Here is a 21,256-nt window from a genome sequence, read left to right as displayed (position 1 = left end):
GGGCCGGTCGCCCCCGGCGCCAGGGCCGCAGCACCCGGGACGACCGGCGTGCGCGCCGACGGTGGTCGCGCGCAGCGCTGACCGGCCGCCGCGAGCGCCCCTGCTCGTCACCGAGCCCGCTCGTCACCGAAACCCCGCTCTCGCGTTCTCCACTCGTGGGGACCTCTCCCGAGCGCCGGCCGCGACGTGAGCCCGACCCCGCCGCGCCCCCGCCCGCCGACGAGCCGGGCCGCCGCCGCGGCGCGAGCCGCCCCCACCGGCTCTCCGCCCGGGGCGACGGCGACCAGGCCGTACCCCGGGAGCCGGGACGCGGCCACCGCCGCGGCCGCACCAGCACACCGACCCGGCCCGCCGCGGTGGCCGGCCGGCGCCGCCGGGCCGACCCGCTCGGCGGCCGCCACCCCACACTCACCACCCGGCCGGGAGTCGACCCGGAACTGGACGGCGCCGACGACCCGCCGGACGGGCCGGACCGGCGCCGCATCGCGCTCGTCACGCTCGTGGCGGCGGCCGCGCTCTCCGCCGCCATGCTCGTCGCCGCCCTTCTCGCCTGGGTACCCGACCGGGCCGACGACACCGGGACCGCACGTCCGCTCACCACCGCCGAGGCCGACCGGGTGGCAGCGCTGCGGGTCACCAACCTGCGCGACGTACGCGCCGGCGTCCGGGTCACCGTCGGGGCCGGCGGTGCCCGTACCGAACTTGTCGGCTGGGTCGACTGGGCGCGCCCCCTGGTCTACCTGGACGTCGGCGGCCCGGGCGCGAGCGCCGACCGGGGCCTGGTCCAGGCCACCGCGTCCGCGCTGCTGGTGCGGCCCGACCCCGGCGCGCTCCCCACCCCCGCCCGTCCCCCGCTGGTGCCGCCGGCGGACCGCTGGCGGATGCGGGAGCCGGTCGGCGGGCACGGCCTGGGCGCGGTACGCGACCTGCTGATCGGGCTCGGCGCCGACCGGGTCGACAGGCCCGCCACCGACGGGCGGTGGCTGCGCGGCGACCGGGTCGGCGGCATCCCGGTGGACGTGCTCCAGGCGCCCCTCGGACCGCCCGGTGACCCGCCGCCGACGCTGTGGGTGGACGCGGACGCCCGGCTGCACCGGCTCACCGGTCGGCTGGCCGACGGCACCCCCGTCACCGTCGACCTGACCCGCGCCGACCGGCCCACCGTGCATCCGGTGGACGCCCTCGGCGGCCGGCCCGGGCAGCCCCGGGCGCTCACCGACGACGAGACCGCCCGGCTGGCCGCGCTGCCCGCCCGGCTCCGGGCACTGCGCGGCGCGACGGTGGCGGTGGACGCTCCGCTCGCCCCGTCGGCAAACCTGCGGGCCACCGGCACGGTGAACGGGACGACGCCGTCGGCGTACGTCACGGTGATCGAGCAGGGCAGCGGCCGGCGTACCCTGCGGTGGGCCCGGCCGGGACGGGTGGCCGAGGTGCAGCGCTCCCCCGACGGACCCGCGACACCCCCGGCGCCGATGCCGGCAGCGCTGCTCGCGGCCCCCGCGCGCCCGCCCGGCGACGACCTGGACCGGCTGCTCGACGCGGCGCTGCGGACAACCCGGCGCGCACCGGCCGGCGACACCGTCCGGGTCCGGGAGGACCGGCTGGGCGACCGGGCGGTCGACGTGTTCGAGGTGCCGGGCGGCAGGCGCTGGTGGCTGGACCGGGGCGGCCTGCCGCACCGGCTGGAACTGCGGACCGGGCCGGGTGTGTGGATTCGGCTCGACCTCACCCCGGGCGCGGCGGGCGGCGGCGGCTCGTCGGCGTCGACGGCCCGCTGAACCGGACCCGGCGCGGGCGGGACGGCCCGTTCAGGGGCGCCAGCCGGTCTGCGCGGCCCACTCCTCGGCGCGCAGGTGCTCCTCGTCGAACCACGGATCGGTCACCGTGCCCCACGCGGCGTGCTCCGGCGCCGCGGCCGCCAACTCCCGCTTCACCTGGAGGTAGTCGGCCCGCCGTGCCGGGTCGGCACGCAGGTGGTCGCGCATCAGCAGCGCGTACCGCCAGCCGGGTGAACCGGCCTCCCGCAGGTGCAGGCGCACCGGACGCCCCGGGTCCGCACCGCCGTGCAGCCGCTTGGCCCAGCGCACCGGTTCCGGCTGTCGCGGCGCGTCCCACCAGTCACCCGGCAGACGCGGGAACCCCGCCTCGGCCAGCCGCTGCGCGAGCGGCCCGTCCGCCTCGTCCAGGGAGGACACCGTCACCTGGATGTCGATCACGTCCGGCGCGGCGAGCCCGGGCACGGCGGTGGAGCCGACGTGGTCGACCCGGATGTCACCGCCGGCGGCGTGGCGGATCCGGGCGGCGAGCCGGGCGTACTGCTCGGGCCACGTCGGGTCCGGCCCGGCGAGCGCCACCGGGTCGGGCGGGACGGCGCGGTGCTCGCGGACGTTGCGCTCGTAGGGCAGCAGGCGGTCCCGCCACAGGGCGTCCACCGCGGCGTGCAACTCGGTCAGCGTGCCGTCGTTGCTCAGCAGCACGTCGGCGGCCGCGCCGCGGGTGGCGTCGTCGGCCTGCGCGGCGATGCGCCGCTGCGCCTCCGCCGGGGCCATCCCCCGGTCGCGGGTCAGCCGGGCCGTCCGGATCGGCACGGCCGTCTGCACCACGACCACCAGGTGGTACGTCGGCGCGAGTCCCACCTCCACCAGCAGCGGTACGTCGTTCACGACGATCGCGTCGGCGGGAGCGGCGGCCACCAGTTCGGCGCTGCGCGCCCGTACCCGGGGATGGGTGATCCCTTCGAGCGTGCGGCGGGCGGCCTCGTCGCCGAATACCAGCGCGCCGAGGGCGGCCCGGTCCAGCGCCCCGTCGGCGTCCAGGACCCTGTCGGAGAAGGCGGCGACCACCTCGGCCAGCCCGTCGGTGCCGGGCGCGACGATCTCGCGGGCGATGCGGTCCGAGTCGACGATCACCGCGCCCAGCGTGGCGAGCCGGCTCGCCACCGCGCTCTTGCCCGATCCGATTCCGCCGGTCAGCCCCACCTTCAGCACCCGGACAGTCAACCGGATGCGGTGTCGGCATGCCAAACCGCCCCGGCACACGACGCGGGCCCCGCCCCCGGCGCTCCGCTGGTGCGGAACGCGGGGACGGGGCCCGTCGTCAGAGGCAGTCGCCGGTTCGTCCGGTGGGACGAACGGGCGTCAGCGTCCGGTCACTTGCCGCCGGCGAGCTTCTCCCGCAGCGCGGCGAGCGCCTCGTCGGTCGCGAGCGTGCCGGCCGGCTCCTCGGCCTGACGGCTCGGGGCCGAGGTCGAGGTGGTGGTGCCGCTGGTGGCGGGCGGAGCCGGGTTGGCAGCGGCCTCGGCGTCGGCGGCGCGGGAGGTCTGCACCTGCTTGGTGTGGGCCTCCCAGCGCTGACGCGCCTCGGCGTACTGCTGCTCCCAGGTCTCGCGCTGCTTGTCGTAGCCCTCGAGCCACTCGCCCGTCTCCGGGTCGAAGCCCTCCGGGTAGATGTAGTTGCCCTGCTCGTCGTAGGTCGCGGCCATGCCGTAGAGGGTCGGGTCGAAGTGCTCCTCGCCCTCGACGAAGCCCTCGTTGGCCTGCTTGAGCGACAGCGAGATCCGGCGGCGCTCCAGGTCGATGTCGATGACCTTGACCATGACCTCGGAGCCGACCTGCACGACCTGCTCCGGGATCTCCACGTGGCGCTCGGCCAGCTCGGAGATGTGGACCAGGCCCTCGATGCCGTCGTCCACCCGGACGAACGCGCCGAACGGAACCAGCTTGGTGACCTTACCCGGCACGATCTGCTGGATCGCGTGGGTGCGGGCGAACTGACGCCACGGGTCCTCCTGCGTCGCCTTCAGCGACAGCGAGACCCGCTCGCGGTCCAGGTCGACGTCCAGGACCTCGACCTCGACCTCCTGGCCCACCTCGACGACCTCGGACGGGTGGTCGATGTGCTTCCAGGACAGCTCGGAGACGTGCACGAGGCCGTCCACGCCGCCCAGGTCGACGAACGCGCCGAAGTTGACGATCGAGGAGACGACGCCCTTGCGGACCTGCCCCTTCTGGAGCTTGTTGAGGAACTCGGTGCGCACCTCGGACTGCGTCTGCTCCAGCCAGGCACGGCGGGACAGGACCACGTTGTTGCGGTTCTTGTCCAGCTCGATGATCTTGGCCTCGAGCTCGCGGCCGACGTACGGCTGCAGGTCACGCACGCGCCGCATCTCGACGAGCGACGCGGGCAGGAAGCCACGCAGGCCGATGTCGAGGATGAGACCACCCTTGACGACCTCGATGACCGAGCCGCGGACGACGCCGTCCTCGTCCTTGATCTTCTCGATCGTGCCCCAGGCCCGCTCGTACTGCGCCCGCTTCTTGGAGAGGATCAGCCGACCCTCCTTGTCCTCCTTCTGGAGGACGAGGGCCTCGATGTGGTCGCCCACCGAAACGACCTCGGCCGGGTCCACGTCGTGCTTGATCGACAGCTCCCGAGAGGGGATGACACCCTCGGTCTTGTAGCCGATGTCGAGCAGGACCTCGTCCCGATCGACCTTGACGACGGTGCCTTCGACAATGTCGCCGTCGTTGAAGTACTTGATGGTCTCGTCGATCGCGGCGAGGAAAGCTTCCTCAGAGCCGAGGTCGTCGTGGGTGACCTTGTTGGCGCTCGAGGTGGCCTCGATGCTGCTCGTCATGTGGGCGGTTGCTCCGGTCGGATGGGTTGTCACAGCGGGCATGGGTGTCGCAGTGACTCTTCCGCGCCAACGGATTCGTCGCCGGGCACACCGAACGATCGACGCGAGAAGATCATTAGTGGCTCCGGTGACCGCGCACCTGCTCCCTGCCGAGGCACACGATCCGCGAGCGCATCGTCTAGCCTACCCGCTGCATTACCACAGCGTGCAAGCCCTCCCGGGTCCGTGCGAACTCATCCGCTGCGAAAGCGGAGATTTTGCGCGGTAAGGGGCCACAGCTGTCTCGTCCGTCACACCCGTCCCAACCGCCACCCCACCCGTCCGGCCGGAGGCCGCCGGACCTAGCTTGGACGGGTGGACGACGACAGGGTGACCCGCCGACGGGTCGACGCCGGTGAGATCCGCCGGGCCAACCGCGGCTGGTGGGACACCGACGCCGACGCGTACCAGGCCGAGCACGGCGCGTTCCTCGGCGACGCCGACTTCGTCTGGTGCCCGGAGGGCCTGCGCGAGGCCGACGCGCGGCTGCTCGGCGATGTGGCCGGCCGGCGGATCCTCGAACTGGGCGCCGGGGCGGCCGCCGCCGCCCGCTGGCTCGCCGGCCAGGGCGCCCGGCCGGTCGCGCTCGACCTGTCCGCCGGCATGTTGCGGCACGCCGCCGAGGCCGCCGACCGCACCGGGGTACGCGTGCCGCTGGTGCAGGCCGACGCGCTCGCCCTGCCGTTCGCCGACGCCGCGTTCGACACCGTCTGCACCGCGTTCGGCGCGATCCCGTTCGTGGACGACTCGGCGGCCGCGATGCGCGAGGTGGCCCGGGTGCTGCGCCCCGGCGGCCGGTGGGTCTTCTCGGTCACCCACCCGATGCGCTGGATCTTCCTGGACGACCCGGGCGAGGGCGGGCTGACCGCCGTGCACTCGTACTTCGACCGCTCCCCCTACGTCGAGCAGGACGAGCACGGCGTGGCCACGTACGTCGAGCAGCACCGCACGCTGGGCGACCGGATCCGGGAGCTGGTCGGCGCCGGGTTCCGCCTGCTGGACCTGGTGGAGCCGGAGTGGCCGGCCGGGCACGAGGGGATCTGGGGCCAGTGGAGCCCGCTGCGCGGGCGGCTGTTCCCCGGCACCGCGATCTTCGTCGCCGAGAAGCCGGCCCGCTGACGCCGGACGGACGCGCGGTGCGATCGGGCCGGCGGTAGCGCCCCCATGCTGCCCCGGTGAGCGCCGAGCCGATCGCGACACCACCCTCTCCGTTACTCGGTACCGGCCGCGGGTAACCGGCCGGCATGGCCGAGAAGGAGTTCCGCGCCGGCGACCACGTCTCCTGGGCCAGCCACAGCGGCCGGGCGTACGGGGTCGTCAAGGAGAAGCTGACCGAGCGCACCCACGTCCGCGGGCACACCGTGAACGCCTCGCCGGAGCAGCCGCAGTACCGGATCACCAACGACGACTCGGGCCGCGACGTCGCCCACCGCCCGGAGGTGCTGCGCCATGAGTCGCGCTGAGGACCCGCAGCAGACGTACCGGGAGTTCACCGACGCGGTGAACATGAAGCCCGGTGAGCTGACCCGCTGGCTGGAGACCGAGGAGTCCAAGCACGTCGGCTGGCACAAGAAGGGCACCCAGGGCGGCGAGTCGGTCGGGCACGACTCCGGCCGGCGCATCGTCGACCTGCTGCGCCGCAAGCGCGCCGACCTGACCGCCGCCGACTACAAGCACATGCGCAAGGTGATCGGGTACGTCCACCGCCACCTGGCGCAGCGCCCGTCCGGCGACGTCCGGGACACCCGGTGGCGGTGGTCGCTGATGAACTGGGGGCACGACCCGCTCAAGGGCTGAGCCGCCCGAGCCGTTCGCCGCGCGTTGGTACCGTGCCGGCGATGACGACAGACGTCTCGACCGCCGGCCGTCATCCCCGCGCCGGACGGATTGTCCTCCTGGCGGGCCTCGGGCTCGTCGCCGTCGCGGCGCTCGTCCTGGTGATGACCGGCAACACCGGCGTCAGGTACAGCGCCGACCACGACGGCACCGTGCCGATGTGGAGCCGCTGGATCCCGGCGCTGGCCGCGATCGCGCTGATCCGCCTGATCCCGCCCGCGCCCGACCCGAGGTGGTCGGACCCGGTCGCGCCGTACCGCGAGGCGGTGCCGCTGCTGCTGGCCGGGATCGCGTTCGCCGCCGTGATGCCGCTGCTGGGCGGCGAACCCGCGTACACGGTGTTGAAGCTCGCGCTGCTGCTCGGCGTACCCCTCGTGGTGTTCCTGGCCGCGCGCCGCCGGCCGCCACGGTGGCGTCCGGGGCCGGCCCCGGCGGACGCCGCCCACCGGTGGGGTCCGGCGCTGCCGGTGGCGGTGTGGCTGGTGCTCAGCTACGCGACGCCGCTGGCCGTGCCGGCGAGCGACTGGGGGCGGACCGTCACGCCGGTCGAGCTGATCGTCACGCTGCTGGTGGCCTTCTCGGTGAACGCGCTGCTGGAGGAGGTCTTCTACCGGCGCTGGCTGCAGACCCGGTGGGAGTCGCTGCTCGGCCGGTGGCCGGCGATCGTGCTCGCGTCGCTGGTGTGGGCGGTATGGCACGTGGCCATCCAGGGCAGCGGCCGGCCCGGCATCGACCTGGCCGCGGTGCTGGTCAACCACGGTGTGATCGGGCTGTTCCTCGGCTACCTGTGGTCCCGGTACCGCCGAATGTGGCCGCTGCTCGTGGTGCACGGCGCGGTGAACGCGATGCCCGTCCTGCTCGGCCTCTGACTTGACCCTGCCGCAGGCGGCAGGGTCGGACGATGCCGGCATGGAACGCCCCACACCACGCGTCGCCGTGGTCACCGGTGCGGGCACCGGCATCGGCCGGGCCACCGCACACGCCCTCGCCACCGCCGGGTACGCCGTCGTCGCCGTCGGCCGGCGCGCCGCGCCGCTGACGGAGACCGCCGCCGGCCGGCCGGACATCACGCCACTGACCGCCGACGTCACCGCGCCCGACGCGCCCGGCCGGATCGTCAGCGCCGCGCTCGACCGGTACGGCCGCCTGGACGTCCTGGTCAACAACGCCGGGGTGGCCGGCGGCGGGCCGCTCGCGGATCTGGACGAGGACGCCGCCCGGCGGCAACTGGAGACGAACCTCCTCGCGCCCGTCCGGCTGGCGCACGCCGCCGTCGAGGCGCTCGCCGCGACGGGCGGTGTGCTGGTCAACGTCACCACGTCGGTCGGCCTGCGCGCCTGGCCGGGCAGTTCGGTGTACGCGGCCGGCAAGGCCGCGCTGGACTCCCTGACCCGCAGCTGGGCGGTGGAACTCGCGCCGCGCGGCGTCCGGGTGGTGGCGGTGGCGCCGGGCGCGATCGACACTCCCATCGGGGTGCACAGTGGCCTGTCCCCCGAGCGGCGCGCGGCGGTGCGGGACTGGCAGCTCGCGCACACCCCGGCGGGCCGGCTCGGCCGCCCGGAGGACGTAGCCTGGGCGATCCGGCGGCTGTGCGAGCCGGAGGCGGGCTTCGTCACCGGTGTGGTGCTGCCGGTGGACGGGGGCGCGGTGGTCGCGTGAGAGGACGGTGGCGACGGTGCGGATCGGCGCGGTGGCAAAGGCGACGGGCTGCACACCGCGTGCCCTGCGGCACTACGAGGAACACGGGCTGATCGCCTCGGCCCGGGCGGCGAACGGCTACCGCGAGTACGACGACAGGGTCGTCACCCAGGTCCGCAACATCCGTCACCTGCTCGACGCCGGGCTGACGCTGGACGACGTGCGGGTCTTCCTGCCGTGCCTGGACGGGGACGTGGCGTCCGCGCCGCCGTCGCCTCCTGTGCGGTAATCAAGGAGTTTGTGTCACGCCAGAGCCCGTTCGGGGACACAAACTCCTTGATCATCGCCGGGGCGGGCGGGTGGTGGCGCGGGTGGGACGGCGGTGGGGTGTCAGTGGTCGGCGCTGTTCCAGTCGCGGCCCTCGCCCACCGAGACCTCCAGCGGCACCGACAGCGGGTACGCCTCGCCCATCTGCTTGCGTACCAGCGCCTCCAGCGCCTCGCGCTCGCCCGGCGCGACCTCGAAGACCAGCTCGTCGTGCACCTGCAGCAGCATCCGGGAGCGCAGCCCGGCGTCGCGCAGCGCGCTGTCGACGTGCAGCATCGCGACCTTGATGATGTCGGCCGCCGAACCCTGGATCGGGGCGTTGAGTGCCATCCGCTCGGCCATCTCCCGGCGCTGCCGGTTGTCGCTGACCAGGTCGGGCAGGTAGCGGCGGCGGCCCAGAATGGTGGAGGTGTAGCCGTCCTGGCGGGCGCGGGCCACCACCTCCTGGAGGTAGTCGCGCACCCCGCCGAACCCGGCGAAGTAGTTCTCCATCAGCCCGCGCGCCTCCTCGGCGCTGATGCCGAGCTGCTGCGACAGGCCGAACGCGCTGAGCCCGTACGCCAGGCCGTAGTTCATCGCCTTGATCTTGCGGCGCTGGTCGGCGGTGACGTCACCGACCTCGACGGTGAAGACCGACGACGCGGTGGCGGCGTGGAAGTCATGCCCGGAGTTGAACGCCTCGATCAGCGCGTCGTCCGAGGACAGGTGCGCCATGATCCGCATCTCGATCTGGCTGTAGTCGGCGGTGAGCAGGCACTCGTAGCCCTCGCCGACGACGAACGCGCGCCGGATCCGCCGCCCCTCCTCGGTGCGGATCGGGATGTTCTGCAGGTTCGGCTCGGTGGAGGACAGCCGCCCGGTCGCCGCCACCGTCTGGTTGAACGTGGTGTGGATCCGGCCGTCGTCGGAGACCGACTTGAGCAGACCGTCGACAGTCGACTTGAGCTTCGCCACGTCGCGGTGGCGCAGCAGGTGGTGCAGCAGCGGGTGCTCGGTCTGGGCGTAGAGCCACTGCAACGCGTCGGCGTCGGTGGTGTAGCCGGTCTTGATCCGCTTGGTCTTGGGCAGGCCCAGCTCGGTGAAGAGGATCTCCTGCAGCTGCTTCGGCGACCCGAGGTTGAACTCGCGGCCGACCACCTCGTACGCGCTCTGGGCGGCGGCCTTCACCTCGGCGGCGAAGTGCGCCTCCAGCTCGGAGAGGTAGTCGGTGTCGGCGGCGATGCCGGTGCGCTCCATGGTGGCGAGCACCCGCATCAGCGGCAGCTCCACGCCGGCCATCAGCCGGGCCGACTGCTCGCCGTCGCGGGACAGCTCGGCGTCGATCGCGTCGGCCAGGTCGAGCGTGGCGCGGGCCTGGAGCATGAGGTTCTGCTCGGCCACCCCCTCGTCGCCGAGCCCGTCGAGCGTGAGCTGACCGGTCTCCGGCGCGTCGACGCGCAGCTCGCGGTGCAGGTAGCGCAGGGCCAGGTCGGTCAGGTCGTAGGAGCGCTGGTCGGGGCGGGCCAGGTAGGCGGCGATCTGCGTGTCGCGGGCGATGCCGTGCAGCTCCCAGCCGTGCGCGGCGAACGCCAGCACCGCCGGCTTGCTGTCGTGCAGCACCTTCGGGCGCTCCGCGTCGGCCAGCCACCCGGCCAGCGCGGCCTCGTCGCCGGCCTCCAGCCGGCTCGGGTCGAACCAGGCGCCCGCCCCGTCGGCGGTGGCCAGCGCCATCGCGGTCACGGTGGCGGTGTGCCGGCGGTTGGGGCCGGTGTCGAGCGTGACCGCCAGGCCGACCGGTGCGCCCGCCGGGGCGTGCGTGTCGAGCCAGCCCGTGAGCGCGCCCGGCTCGGTGAGCACCTCGCCGGCCAGGTCGAAGCCCGCCTCGGCCTCCGGCTCGACCGCTTCCAGGTATTGGTAGAGCCGGTCGCGGAGGATGCGGAACTGGAGCGTGTCGAAGACCTGGTGCACGGCTTCGCGGTCCCAGCCCTGCCAGCGGGCGTCCTCGGGGCGTACCGGCAGCTCCAGGTCGGAGACCAGGCAGTTGATCTCGTAGTTGCGGATCACGTCGGCGAGCCGCTCGCGCAGGCTGTCGCCGGCCTTGCCCTTGATCTCGTCGGCGCGGGCCACCACGCCCTCGACGCCGCCGTACAGGTTGATCCACTTGGCCGCGGTCTTCGGGCCGACGCCCGGCACGCCGGGCAGGTTGTCGCTGGTCTCGCCGACCAGCGCGGCCAGGTCGCGGTAGCGATCAGGGGTGACGCCGTACTTCGCCTCGACCGCGGCCGGGTCCATCCGGGCCAGGTCGGAGACGCCCTTGCGCGGGTAGAGCACCGTCACGCGCTCGCCGACGAGCTGGAACGCGTCCCGGTCGCCGGTGGTGATCAGCACGTCCATGCCCTGGTCGCGGGCCTGGCAGGCGAGCGTGGCGATGACGTCGTCGGCCTCGTAGCCCTCCTTCTCGACCACCGGCACGCGCAGCGCGGCGAGGACCTCCTTGACCAGGCTGACCTGACCCTTGAAGTCGGTCGGGGTCTCGCTGCGGCCGGCCTTGTACTCGGAGTACTTCTCGGTGCGGAAGGATCGGCGGGAGACGTCGAACGCCACGACGATGTGCGTCGGCTGCTCGTCGCGCAGCACGTTGATCAGCATCGAGGTGAAGCCGTAGACGGCGTTGGTCGGCTGCCCCGTGGTGGTGGAGAAGTTCTCCACAGGCAGGGCGAAGAACGCCCGGTATGCCAGGGAATGTCCGTCGACGAGGAGCAGGCGCGGCGTCGTAGCTGTCACGGCTGCGACTCTAGTCCGTACGCCCGACAACTCCGGCCTCCGGTGCGGCGCGCGCCGCACCGGAGGCCGAGGTCAGAGAACCTTGGCCAGGAACGCCTTGGTCCGCTCGTGCTGCGGCGCCGAGATCACCTCGCGCGGGTCGCCCTGCTCGACCACCACGCCGCCGTCCATGAACACGAGGTGGTCGCCCACCTCGCGGGCGAAACCGATCTCGTGGGTCACCACGATCATCGTCATGCCGTCGCGGGCCAGGTCCTTCATCGTGTCCAGCACCTCGCCCACCAGCTCCGGGTCGAGCGCGCTGGTCGGCTCGTCGAACAGCATCAGCTTCGGCCGCATGGCCAGCGCCCGGGCGATAGCCACCCGCTGCTGCTGGCCGCCGGAGAGCTGACCGGGGTACGCGCCGAGCTTGTCACCCAGGCCCACCCGGTCCAGCAGCTGCGCGGCGTGCTCGCGGGCCTGCGCCTTCTTGGCCTGGCGCAGCAGCACCGGGGCCTCCATGACGTTCTGCAGCACCGTCATGTGCGGGAACAGGTTGAACCGCTGGAACACCATGCCGATGGCACGGCGCTGCGCGGCCACCTCCCTGTCCCGCATCTCGTAGAGCTTGCCGCCGCGCTCCCGGTAGCCGATCAGGTCACCGTCGACCCGGATGCGGCCGGCGTCGATCTTCTCCAGGTGGTTGATGCAGCGCAGGAACGTCGACTTGCCGGAGCCGGAAGGCCCGAGCAGGCAGCACACCTCGCCGGAGCGGACCTCCAGGTCGATGCCCTTGAGCACCTCCAGCGGCCCGAACGACTTGTGCACCTGCTCGGCCCGCACCATCAGCCCGGACTCGGCGCCCGGCGCCTGCGGGGAAACCGTCGCCTCGGTCATGATTCCGCCGTCCCACTCGTGGTGCCGCCGCTCTCGGCGGCCAGACCCCGGAGCCGCTGCCGAGCCCGCCCGCTGCGTCCGACACCCTTGGAGTAGTGCCGCTCCAGGTAGTACTGCCCCACCAGCAGGACGCTGGTCAGAAGCAGGTACCACAGCGTCGCGGCGACGTACATCGGGAAGGGCTGGAAGGTCCGGGAACCGACGGCCTTGAGCTGGAAGAACAGCTCCATCGACACCGGCACGAAGGCCACCAGCGAGGTGTCCTTGAGCATCGCGATGGTCTCGTTGCCGGTCGGCGGGATGATCACCCGCATCGCCTGCGGCAGCACGATCCGCCGCAGGATCTGCGCCCGGCTCATGCCCAGCGCCTGAGCCGCCTCGGTCTGCCCCTCGTCCACCGACTGGATGCCGGCCCGGACGATCTCGGCCATGTACGCGGCCTCGGACAGACCCAGCGCCAGCATGCCGGCGACGAAGCCGGTCAGGATGTCCACCGCGCTGAACCCGAACAGGCGGGCCTCGAAGTCGTGCAACCCGAACAGGGCGCCGATCTGCCTGTCGAACGGCAGACCGAACTCCAGGCGCGACCAGAGGATGCCGAGGTTGCCGAAGAGGATCGCCAGCACCAGCCGCGGGACCGCACGGAAGAACCAGGTGTAGACCCAGGCCACGCCGCGCAGCACCGGGTTGGGCGACAGCCGCATGATCGCGATGACGATGCCCAGGCCGATGCCGATCACCATCGACGTGATCAGCAGCAGGATGGTGCCGCGCAGTCCTTCGATGATCGGCGGGCGGAACATCTCGTCCACCATGAACGACCACTGGAACGCGGAGTTCGTGACCAGCATGTGCACGAACATCGCGACCAGCACGGCGATGACCGCCACACCGGCCCAGCGCCCGGGGTGCCGCACGGGCACGGCCTTGATCGGTTCAGGCCGTGCCCGTCCGGATGTGTCGACCGACATGGTCAGACCGACGGGTTCAGTTCAGCGTTGGTGATCGCGCCGCCCTCGACACCCCACTTGCTCAGCGCGGCCTTGTAGCTGCCGTCGGCGATGACCGCCTGCACGGCCTCCTTGAGCACCTCGGCGAACGCCTGCTGCTCCTTGTTCACCGCGTAGCCGTACGGCGCCGACTCGTAGATGTCGCCGAGCACCTCGAGCTGGCCGTTGCTCTGCTTCACCGCATACGCGCCGACCGGGGAGTCGGCCAGCATGGCGTCGTTCTTGCCGCTGCCCACGGCGGCGGTCGCGTCGCTCTGCGCCTGGTACTGGTCGATCTTGATGGCCGGCTTGCCGGCGTCGGTGCACTTCTTCGACCGGGCGGTGATGTCGTCGAGCTGGACCGTACCGACCTGCACGGCGATCTTCTTGCCGCAGGCGTTCTCCGGGTCCACCCCGGCCGGGTTGCCCTTCTTGGTCGCCCACTGGGTGCCCGCCGAGTAGTAGCTCACCATGTTGACCGTCTTCAGACGGTCGGCGTTGATGGTGAACGACGAGACGCCGACCTCGTACTTGCCCGAACCCACACCGGGCAGGATCGCGTCGAACGGCGCCGACTCGTACTCGGCCTTGAGGCCGAGCTTCTGCGCCACCGCGTTGAACAGCTCCACGTCGAAGCCGACCACGGTCTTGCCGTCCTGGTCGAGGAACTCGGCCGGGGCGTACGTCGAGTCGGTGCCGACCTTGATCACGCCGTCGGCCTTGATGGCGTCCGGCACCTTCGCGGCGAGGTTGGAGTCGGCCGTGGCGGACACCGACGGGCCGTCGCCCGGCTCGGCCGAGTTCTCCTTCTCGCCGCACGCGGCGAGGGAGAGCAGCAGGACGGCCGCACCGGCGACGCCGAGCGCCGCCCGCCGTCCGGGGTTGGGGTGGAACATGGCTGTACTCCTTATTGCGAGGGGTCGGTCGGTCAGGCCACGCCGAGGTAGGCCTCTTTGACCGAGGGGTCGTGCAGCAGGTCCGCGCCGGTGCCGCTCTTGACGATCCGGCCGGTCTCCAGCACGTACGCCCGGTGGGCGCGCGCCAGCGCCTGCTGGGCGTTCTGCTCCACCAGCAGGATGGTGGTGCCCTGCTGGTTGATCTCCGTGATGATCGTGAAGATCTGCTGGATCAGCATCGGCGCGAGACCCATCGACGGCTCGTCGAGCAGCAGCAGCTTCGGCCGGCTCATCAGCGCCCGGCCGACCGCGAGCATCTGCTGCTCGCCGCCGGAGAGCGTGCCGCCGGCCTGCTTGCGCCGCTCGGCCAGCCGCGGGAACAGGTCCAGCACCCGGGCCAGGTCCTGCGCGATGCCGGCCTTGTCGCGCCGGGTGTACGCGCCCATGTCGAGGTTCTCCAGCACCGTCATGCCGGGGAAGATGCCCCGGCCCTCGGGCGCCTGGCACAGCCCGCGCCGCACCCGCAGGTCGGCCCGGAGCTTGGTGATGTCCTCACCGGCGAACTTGATCGTGCCGGAGGCGACCGGCCGGATGCCGGAGATCGCCCGCATGGTGGTGGACTTGCCGGCGCCGTTCGCGCCGATCAGCGCGACGATCTCCCCCTCGTCCACGGTCAGGCTGATGCCGTGCAGCGCCTGGATCCGCCCGTAGAGCAGGCTCACGTCCTCGATCTCAAGCAGCATCGTCCGGCACCCCCAGGTACGCCGCGACCACCTTCGGGTTGTCCCGCACCTCGGCGGGCAGCCCTTCGGCGATCTTCTTTCCGAACTCCAGGACCACGATCCGGTCGGTCACGCCCATCACCAGGCGCATGTCGTGCTCGATCAGCAGCACCGTCACGCCCTGGTCCCGGATCTGCCGGATGAGCTGGAGCAGCTCCTCCTTCTCCGCCGGGTTGAAGCCGGCGGCCGGCTCGTCCAGGCAGAGCAGCTTCGGGTCGGTGGCGAGCGCGCGGGCGATCTCCAGCCGCCGCTGCTCGCCGTAGGACAGGTTGCGGGCGAACTCGTGCATCCGGTTGCTGATGCCGACGAACTCCAGCAGGCGCTCGGCCTTCTCCCGGCCCTCGCGCTCCTCCTTCCAGTGCCGCGGCAGGCGCAGCAGGGCGGAGATCACGCTGGTCTTGTGGTGCGCGTCCGCGCCGACCTGGACGTTCTCCAGCGCGGTCATCTCCGGGAAGAGACGGATGTTCTGGAACGTCCGGGCCATGCCCATCCGGGTGATCTGGTGGCGCTTCTTGCCACTGATCTTCTGGCCCAGGAACCGGATCTGCCCCTCGGTGGGCTGGTAGATGCCGGTCATCGCGTTGAAGCAGGTGGTCTTGCCGGCGCCGTTCGGGCCGATCAGGCCGAGGATCTCACCCTTGTAGAGGGTGAAGTCCACGTCGTTGAGGGCCACCACGCCGCCGAAGCGCAGCGTGACGTGGTCGACCTCCAGCAACGGCTCCCGCTTGTCGACCGTCTCGACGGCCGGGGCCGCCGCCTGGGCCGGAACAGCCGGGGTCTGCTCGGTGTCACTCACCGACGATCACCTCCTTGCGGCGGTCCTTGAACTCCGCCGCTCGTCGCCGGTTCGGGATCAAGCCCTGCGGGCGGAAGATCATCATCACCACGAGCACCAGACCGAAGAAGAGGAACCGGTACTCGTACAGTTCGATGCCGAACAGCTCGATGCCACGGAACCGCTCGATCATGTACGCCACCAGGCCGCCGCCGACGATCGCGCCGATGATGTTGCCCGAGCCGCCGAAGATGACGGCGGCCAGGATGATGATCGAGTTGAGCAGCTCGAAGTTCTGCGAGTTGACGAAGTTCTGCTTACCGGCGAACAGCGCGCCGGCCAGGCCGGCGATGGCCGCGCCGGAGGCGAACGCCCACAGCTTGAACTTGAACGTCGGCACGCCCATCAGCTGGGCCGCGTCCTCGTCCTCGCGGATCGAGATCCAGGCCCGGCCGACCCGGCTGTGGGTCAGGTTCCGCACCCCGATCACCACCAGGATGATCAGCGTGAGCACCAGCCAGTAGTACGGGCGGGCGTCGAGCACGCCGAACCACGGCCGGCCGTCGGCGTACTGGCCGGGCGGGTGCGGGATCTGGTTGAAGCCGCGCTGTCCCTTGAGGAACTCGGAGCTGACCGCCGCGATCCGGATCATCTCGGCGAAGCCGAGCGTCACCAGCGCCAGGTAGTCGCCGCGCAGACGCAGCGTCGGCGTGCCCAGCATGACGCCGGAGACCATGGTCAGGCCGATCGCGATCGGCACCACCGCCAGCCACGGCCACAGCGTCTTGAGGTCGCTGCTCGGTGAGGTCAGCACCGCGACCGTGTACGCGCCGACGGCGAAGAAGCCGAAGTAGCCGAGGTCGAGCAGGCCGGCGAAGCCGACCACGATGTTGAGCCCGACCGCCAGCAGCACGTAGATCGAGACCGTGAACATCACCTGGGTGAAGTTCGCGCCCGGGGTCGGGATCGGCCCGAGGTACTGGTAGAACTCCTTGTTCGGCAGCGCGTAGAAGAACGCGATGACCGCGATCAGCAGCACCCAGCGCACCCAGCGCGGCGCGTGGTGCCAGCGCTCCGAGATCGCGTGCCGGCCCTGCCGCAGCTTGTCCGCCGCCGTCTCCCGCCGCTCCGGCGGGTCGATGGTGGTCGTCATGCGCGTGCCCTCCCCAGTGATTCGCCGAGCAGACCGGTCGGCCGGAACATCAGCAGGACGACGAGCACCGCGAACGCGGCGAAGTCCTTCCACTGACTGCCGAACAGGCCCGCGGCGTAGTTCTCCACGACGCCGAGCAGCAACCCGCCGACGAGCGCGCCGCGCAGGTTGCCGATACCGCCGAGCACCGCGGCGGTGAACGCCTTGAGGCCCAGCAGGAAGCCGACGCTGTAGGTGAGCGTCTGGATCCGCACGTCGTAGAGCAGGCCCGCGACGCCGGCCATGGTGCCACCGGCGATGAAGACCATCAGGATGATGCGGTCCTTGTTGACGCCCATCAGGGCCGCCGTGTTGGCGTCCTGGGCCACCGCCCGGATGCCGCGGCCGGTACGGCTGCGGTTGATGAACTGGTCCAGCGCGAACATCATCACCAGCGCGGAACCGATCGTGAGCAGCTGCACCGCGTCGATCGGCACCCCGGCGATGTGGAACAGCGGCTCCGAGCTGACCAGGATCGGCGCGCCCTCCGGCCGGCGCCGGGTGTAGACGCCGAACGCCTCGGAGATGGCGATCGAGGCGCCGATGGCGGTGATGAGGAACGCCAGCGGCGGCGCGTTGCGCTTGCGCAGCGGCCGGTACGCCACCCGTTCGATCACCGTCGCGGTGCCCGCCGAGGCGATGGCCGCCACGATCATCGCCACCAGTAGGTAGAACAGGATCGAGCCGATGCCGCTGACCTGCGAGTTCTGGTCGAGTCCGAAGCCGTTCCAGGTCCAGATCGCGGCGAACGCGCCGGCGATGAAGACCTCGGAGTGGGCGAAGTTGATGAGCCTGAGCACGCCGTACACAAGCGTGTAGCCGAGCGCGACCAGGGCGTAGATGGCGCCCTGCGTCAAGCCGGTCGTGGTGAGTTCCCCGAAGTTGGAGAACAATCCGTCGAAGTCCAAGGGAGGGACGCTCCGTCGCTCAAGAGAAAAAGAGGGTGCGGCCGGGAGCCAGCTCCCGGCCGCACCCGCGATCACTACTCAATCGCCAGTCCAGCGATCGAACGATCAGGACTTGGGGATCTCCTGGTCCGGGACGACCTTGCCGCCCTGCACCTTGAACGCCCAGACCTTGACCTGCGCCGGGTCGAGCTCGCCGCCCTCGACGAACTTGTAGCTGGCGGCAACGCCCTCGCCGCTGTAGCCCTTCACGAACTCCAGCAGGTCGGCGCGGGTGCTCTTGCCGGCCTTGATGCCCGCCAGCAGGATGTTCGCCGCGTCGAAGGCGGTGTCGCTGTAGGTGCCCGGGTCGGTGCCGTTGAGCGCCTTGAAGTCGGCGGCGAAGGTGCCGCGCGCCTCGGTGGACGGAGCGCAGGGGCAGGTGAGGATGGTGCCCTCGGCGGCGGCGGCACCGGCGGAGGTGATGTACGCGCCGTCGTTCACGCCGTCACCGGCGACCAGCGGGGCGGTGACCCCGGCAGCGGTGAGCTGCTTGCGGATCAGGCCGGCCTCCTGGTAGTAGCCGCCGTAGAAGACCGCCTTGACGTTGGCGGCCTTGACCTTGGTGACCACGCCGGAGAACTCGGTCTGCTTGCCCTCGCCCTGGACCTTGTCGCTGCCCACGACCGAGGAGCCGAGAACCTTCTTGACCTCGTCGGCCAGGCCGGCGCCGTACGCGGACTGGTCGTCGATGACGTAGACCCGGTCGGCCTTCATCACGTTCTTGATGTAGTTACCGGCGGCGGGGCCCTGGCTCAGGTCGTTGCCGACCGCGCGGAAGAACGTCTTCCAGCCCTGCTCGGCGAGGCTGGGACGGGTCGCGGAGGGGGTGATGGTGACCAGGCCGGCCTCGTTGAACAGCGGGCCGGCGGCCTCGGACTCGCCCGAGTAGGCCGGACCCACGACGCCCAGGATCTTGGTGTCGTCGATCGCCTTCTGGGCCAGACCCGGCGCCTGGTCCGGGCTGCCCTGCGAGTCGAGCTCGGCGAGCTCGACCTTGCAGTCCGGGTTCTCCTTGTTGTACTTGTCGACGGCCAGCTTGACGCCGTTCTTCTCGTTGATGCCCAGCGCGGCCGAGCTACCGGTCAGCGCGCCGAAGAAAGCGATCTTGCTCCCGCAGGCGCTGCCCCCGGAACCCTCATCGTCGCTGCCGCTGGAACAAGCGGTGCCACCGGCGACGAGCGCCAGCATGGCGACCCCGCCGATCACGCGTGCGAGCTTCTGCCTCAAGGCCCGAACCCTCCTCCGTCCATGATCCGAACCACCCGCCGCTGATTGGCCCTTGCGGGGTGGACGAACCAAGACCGTCGTCGCCGGTCTGGGCCGGGACGTTATCCCACCGCGAGCGGTGGCGTAAGACCTGGAAAGCGGGGTTGACCGAACCGTTACACGCGGTGGCGGATTCAAGCCGATCGCCGTAAGAACCGTAGGCCCGGCAAGGCTTTCGCCGACTATTCCTCGGTAACGAGCTGGAACCTCCTCACCCGCTACCGATCGATGGTCGACAACGCCCCCCACCAGGCGCGGGACGTTTTCCCGTCGTCGACGACCACGAGCAGCCCGCCGTCGCCGACGGCCACCGGCAGCGCCGCGTCGCCACCGTCCGGCACCGGCACCGGAGTGATCACGGGAAGCCACGACACGCCGCCGTCACGCGACATCCAGAGCCGTCGCTGAGCGCCGTCCCCGGTCACCGCGACGAGCCGCCGCCCCGACGCCGCGAGCGCGTCCACCGACGACACCCCGGGCCCCGACGTGCCGAACCCGCCGACGCGCCGCCACCCCTGCGCCGCACCTGCCGAACCGGCGGACCGCGAGCCGCAGTCGTCGCACCCGCGCCACACCCCGAACCGGTCGCCCACCGGACCGAGGACCACCGGCCCGCCGTCGGCCGGCACCACCCGCTCCGCCGCCCCGGCCGCCCCGTCCGGCACCGGCAGGGCCACCCGCCGCCACACCCGGCCGTCGGCCGAGGCCCACGCGAGAGGCGTCCGGGCCGTCCCGCCGGGCGGCAGCAACGCCCCCACCACCAGCCAGCCCGACCCCACCGCCGCCACGTCGTACGCCGCCGTCCGGCCCCGGCCGTCGCCGGCCAACTCCGCGACCCCCTCACGCAGGACGAACCCCTCGGCGTCCGGCGACGTCCACACCGCCGCGCCGTCCGCGCGCGCACCGGCGACCAGCCAGCCGCCCGGCCCCGCCGCCAGCCGCGACGCGCTCACCGCGCGCGGGCCGCCGAACAGCTCGAACGCCGCCGGCACCTCCCGCAACGGCCCGCCCGGACCCCACACCCACGTCCCGGTACGCGGATTGCCGTGCACGCCACCGGTCTTCGCGCCCAGCGCGGCCATCCCGTCGTCGCGGCAGGCGACCGCGTAGAGCACGTGCTGACGGCCGTAGAACGTCTGCGCGCGCACCGGAATCGGCGACCAGGTCACGCCGTCCGATGAGGACCACGCCGCCGGACGGGTCTCCCCCGCCGGATCGACCAGCCCGCCCACCACGTACCACCGACCGGCGCACCGAACCGCGTCGCGCGGCACCGGACGCCCCGAGGCGCCGGCGGGAAGGGCCAGCTCCACGGGCTGCCACTGCGGGCGTACGGAAGCGGGCTGCGGCAGCGGCCGCGGGGTCGCGTGGCAGGCCGCCAGGAGCAGCGCGGCGGCAGCGGCGACGAGGACCGGCCGGACGCGCATGGATCCGATCCTATCGATCGGACACCTCGCGGGCAGGTCAGGGCGTGGGCTGCTCCACCTCGCCGCCGGCGGTCTCCGCGAGGATCCGCTCGGCGACCTCCTTCATGGTCATCCGGTGGTCCATCGCGGTGCGCTGGATCCACTTGAACGCCTGCGGCTCGGTCATGCCGTACGTCGTCATCAGCGCACCCTTGGCGCGCTCGACGGTCTTGCGGATCTCCAGCCGGTCGGTTAGTCCGGCGACCTCCGACTCCAGCGCGGCGATCTCCGAGTAGCGGGACAGCGCGATCTCCACCGCCGGCACCAGGTCGCTCTTCTGGAACGGCTTGACCAGGTACGCCATCGCGCCGGCCGCCCGCGCCCGCTCCACCAGGTCACGCTGGCTGAACGCGGTCAGGATGATCACCGGGGCGATGCGCGCGCCGGCGATCCGCTCGGCGGCGGCCAGCCCGTCCATGATCGGCATCTTGATGTCGAGGATGACCAGATCCGGCTTGAGCTCCTCGGCGAGCTTGACGGCGGTCTCGCCGTCACCGGCCTCGCCGACCACCTCGTAGCCCTCTTCGACGAGCATCTCGGCCAGGTCCAGCCGGATGAGCGCCTCGTCCTCGGCGATCAGAACGCGCTTGCGCTCGGCGTCCGCCTGCATCTCGCCCACGAGCCACTCCCACCATCGATCCCGGCACGGTCACCACACATGCTCCCGCATGAGCCTAGTCGGGTACAGTTACCGCACCCCGCCGGGATGGTGGAACGGCATACACGGAAGTCTCAAACACTTCTGCCCGAAAGGGCTTGCGGGTTCGAATCCCGCTCCCGGCACTCTTGTCATACATCTGTTCGAGGATGCTGCTGTGCATCCTCCCG

General features: G+C 71.9%; 19 protein-coding genes, 1 tRNA gene and 1 pseudogene. 8 read left to right on the top strand and 13 right to left on the bottom strand.

Going from position 1 to position 21,256, the window contains the following annotated elements:
• The first annotated feature begins 155 nt into the window (after nucleotides 1–155).
• Nucleotides 156–1,778 carry a hypothetical protein gene (locus tag O7607_RS21660; protein ID WP_269704980.1) on the top strand — a complete coding sequence of 541 codons (1,623 nt, stop codon included), beginning with the start codon at nucleotides 156–158 and terminating at the stop codon, nucleotides 1,776–1,778.
• A gap of 30 nt (nucleotides 1,779–1,808) precedes the next feature.
• Here the strand turns inward: O7607_RS21660 and coaE are convergent, their stop codons facing one another.
• Together coaE and rpsA are read right to left on the bottom strand one after the other, a co-directional pair.
• Complete coding sequence (gene coaE / locus O7607_RS21655) at nucleotides 1,809–2,987, bottom strand: dephospho-CoA kinase (protein ID WP_269704979.1); 1,179 nt, start codon at nucleotides 2,985–2,987, stop codon at nucleotides 1,809–1,811.
• Between the two features lie 161 nt (nucleotides 2,988–3,148).
• Complete coding sequence (gene rpsA / locus O7607_RS21650) at nucleotides 3,149–4,678, bottom strand: 30S ribosomal protein S1 (RefSeq protein ID WP_051611429.1); 1,530 nt, start codon at nucleotides 4,676–4,678, stop codon at nucleotides 3,149–3,151.
• A gap of 312 nt (nucleotides 4,679–4,990) precedes the next feature.
• On the opposite strand from rpsA, the gene O7607_RS21645 reads away from it, so the two are divergent.
• From O7607_RS21645 to O7607_RS21620, 6 genes and pseudogenes are all read left to right on the top strand, one after another.
• Complete coding sequence (locus tag O7607_RS21645) at nucleotides 4,991–5,794, top strand: class I SAM-dependent methyltransferase (protein WP_269704978.1); 804 nt, start codon at nucleotides 4,991–4,993, stop codon at nucleotides 5,792–5,794.
• A 125-nt stretch (nucleotides 5,795–5,919) separates the two neighbouring features.
• Nucleotides 5,920–6,138: a DUF2945 domain-containing protein gene (locus O7607_RS21640; protein WP_030503817.1), complete on the top strand. Its 219-nt coding sequence runs from the start codon at nucleotides 5,920–5,922 to the stop codon at nucleotides 6,136–6,138.
• A pseudogene (locus O7607_RS21635) lies at nucleotides 6,125–6,469 on the top strand (DUF3140 domain-containing protein); the annotation flags it as partial. The gene O7607_RS21640 and the pseudogene O7607_RS21635, both read left to right, overlap by 14 nt.
• Nucleotides 6,470–6,513: 44 nt before the next feature.
• Nucleotides 6,514–7,380 carry a CPBP family intramembrane glutamic endopeptidase gene (locus O7607_RS21630; RefSeq protein WP_269704977.1) on the top strand — a complete coding sequence of 289 codons (867 nt, stop codon included), beginning with the start codon at nucleotides 6,514–6,516 and terminating at the stop codon, nucleotides 7,378–7,380.
• 40 nt (nucleotides 7,381–7,420) lie between these two features.
• Nucleotides 7,421–8,170 carry an SDR family NAD(P)-dependent oxidoreductase gene (locus O7607_RS21625; RefSeq protein ID WP_269704976.1) on the top strand — a complete coding sequence of 250 codons (750 nt, stop codon included), beginning with the start codon at nucleotides 7,421–7,423 and terminating at the stop codon, nucleotides 8,168–8,170.
• A 31-nt stretch (nucleotides 8,171–8,201) separates the two neighbouring features.
• Entirely contained in the window at nucleotides 8,202–8,438 is a 237-nt protein-coding gene (locus O7607_RS21620; RefSeq protein WP_269704974.1) for a MerR family transcriptional regulator, read from the top strand.
• 101 nt (nucleotides 8,439–8,539) lie between these two features.
• Here O7607_RS21620 and polA read toward each other — a convergent pair whose 3' ends face one another.
• The 11 genes from polA to O7607_RS21565 all read right to left on the bottom strand — a co-directional run bounded on the left by polA (nucleotide 8,540) and on the right by O7607_RS21565 (nucleotide 21,047).
• On the bottom strand, nucleotides 8,540–11,239 hold the full coding sequence (gene polA, locus O7607_RS21615) for a DNA polymerase I (RefSeq protein ID WP_269704973.1): 2,700 nt from the start codon (nucleotides 11,237–11,239) through the stop codon (nucleotides 8,540–8,542).
• A 72-nt stretch (nucleotides 11,240–11,311) separates the two neighbouring features.
• On the bottom strand, nucleotides 11,312–12,115 hold the full coding sequence (locus O7607_RS21610) for an amino acid ABC transporter ATP-binding protein (protein WP_269704971.1): 804 nt from the start codon (nucleotides 12,113–12,115) through the stop codon (nucleotides 11,312–11,314).
• Nucleotides 12,112–13,086, bottom strand: coding sequence for an amino acid ABC transporter permease (locus tag O7607_RS21605; RefSeq protein WP_269704970.1), 975 nt, complete (start codon nucleotides 13,084–13,086; stop codon nucleotides 12,112–12,114). Before O7607_RS21605 ends, O7607_RS21610 begins: the two co-directional genes overlap by 4 nt.
• Nucleotides 13,087–13,088: 2 nt before the next feature.
• A complete protein-coding gene (locus O7607_RS21600; RefSeq protein WP_104114974.1) occupies nucleotides 13,089–14,000 on the bottom strand; it encodes an ABC transporter substrate-binding protein in 912 nt (303 codons plus the stop codon).
• 32 nt (nucleotides 14,001–14,032) lie between these two features.
• Nucleotides 14,033–14,743, bottom strand: coding sequence for an ABC transporter ATP-binding protein (locus tag O7607_RS21595; protein WP_043329572.1), 711 nt, complete (start codon nucleotides 14,741–14,743; stop codon nucleotides 14,033–14,035).
• Complete coding sequence (locus tag O7607_RS21590; RefSeq protein WP_047893879.1) at nucleotides 14,733–15,578, bottom strand: ABC transporter ATP-binding protein; 846 nt, start codon at nucleotides 15,576–15,578, stop codon at nucleotides 14,733–14,735. Before O7607_RS21590 ends, O7607_RS21595 begins: the two co-directional genes overlap by 11 nt.
• Nucleotides 15,571–16,710 carry a branched-chain amino acid ABC transporter permease gene (locus tag O7607_RS21585; protein ID WP_269704969.1) on the bottom strand — a complete coding sequence of 380 codons (1,140 nt, stop codon included), beginning with the start codon at nucleotides 16,708–16,710 and terminating at the stop codon, nucleotides 15,571–15,573. Before O7607_RS21585 ends, O7607_RS21590 begins: the two co-directional genes overlap by 8 nt.
• Nucleotides 16,707–17,657, bottom strand: a complete 951-nt coding sequence (locus O7607_RS21580) for a branched-chain amino acid ABC transporter permease (RefSeq protein ID WP_091420555.1) — start codon at nucleotides 17,655–17,657, stop codon at nucleotides 16,707–16,709. The genes O7607_RS21585 and O7607_RS21580 overlap by 4 nt, the downstream gene beginning before the upstream one ends.
• Nucleotides 17,658–17,762: 105 nt before the next feature.
• On the bottom strand, nucleotides 17,763–18,923 hold the full coding sequence (locus tag O7607_RS21575) for a branched-chain amino acid ABC transporter substrate-binding protein (protein WP_269704968.1): 1,161 nt from the start codon (nucleotides 18,921–18,923) through the stop codon (nucleotides 17,763–17,765).
• A gap of 257 nt (nucleotides 18,924–19,180) precedes the next feature.
• Nucleotides 19,181–20,389: a hypothetical protein gene (locus tag O7607_RS21570; protein ID WP_269704967.1), complete on the bottom strand. Its 1,209-nt coding sequence runs from the start codon at nucleotides 20,387–20,389 to the stop codon at nucleotides 19,181–19,183.
• A gap of 37 nt (nucleotides 20,390–20,426) precedes the next feature.
• The gene (locus O7607_RS21565; RefSeq protein ID WP_194801284.1) at nucleotides 20,427–21,047 is read right to left on the bottom strand and encodes an ANTAR domain-containing response regulator; all 621 of its coding nucleotides are present in this window, start codon (nucleotides 21,045–21,047) and stop codon (nucleotides 20,427–20,429) included.
• A gap of 81 nt (nucleotides 21,048–21,128) precedes the next feature.
• Between O7607_RS21565 and O7607_RS21560 the strand changes: the two genes are divergently transcribed.
• Nucleotides 21,129–21,211: transfer RNA gene (locus tag O7607_RS21560), tRNA-Leu, on the top strand.
• The last annotated feature ends 45 nt before the right edge of the window (nucleotides 21,212–21,256 follow it).

The organism is Micromonospora sp. WMMA1949 (assembly GCF_027460145.1).
Classification (GTDB): domain Bacteria; phylum Actinomycetota; class Actinomycetes; order Mycobacteriales; family Micromonosporaceae; genus Micromonospora.
The sequence above is the reverse complement of the archived record's forward strand: the minus strand, read 5'-3'. Positions and strand labels throughout refer to the sequence as shown.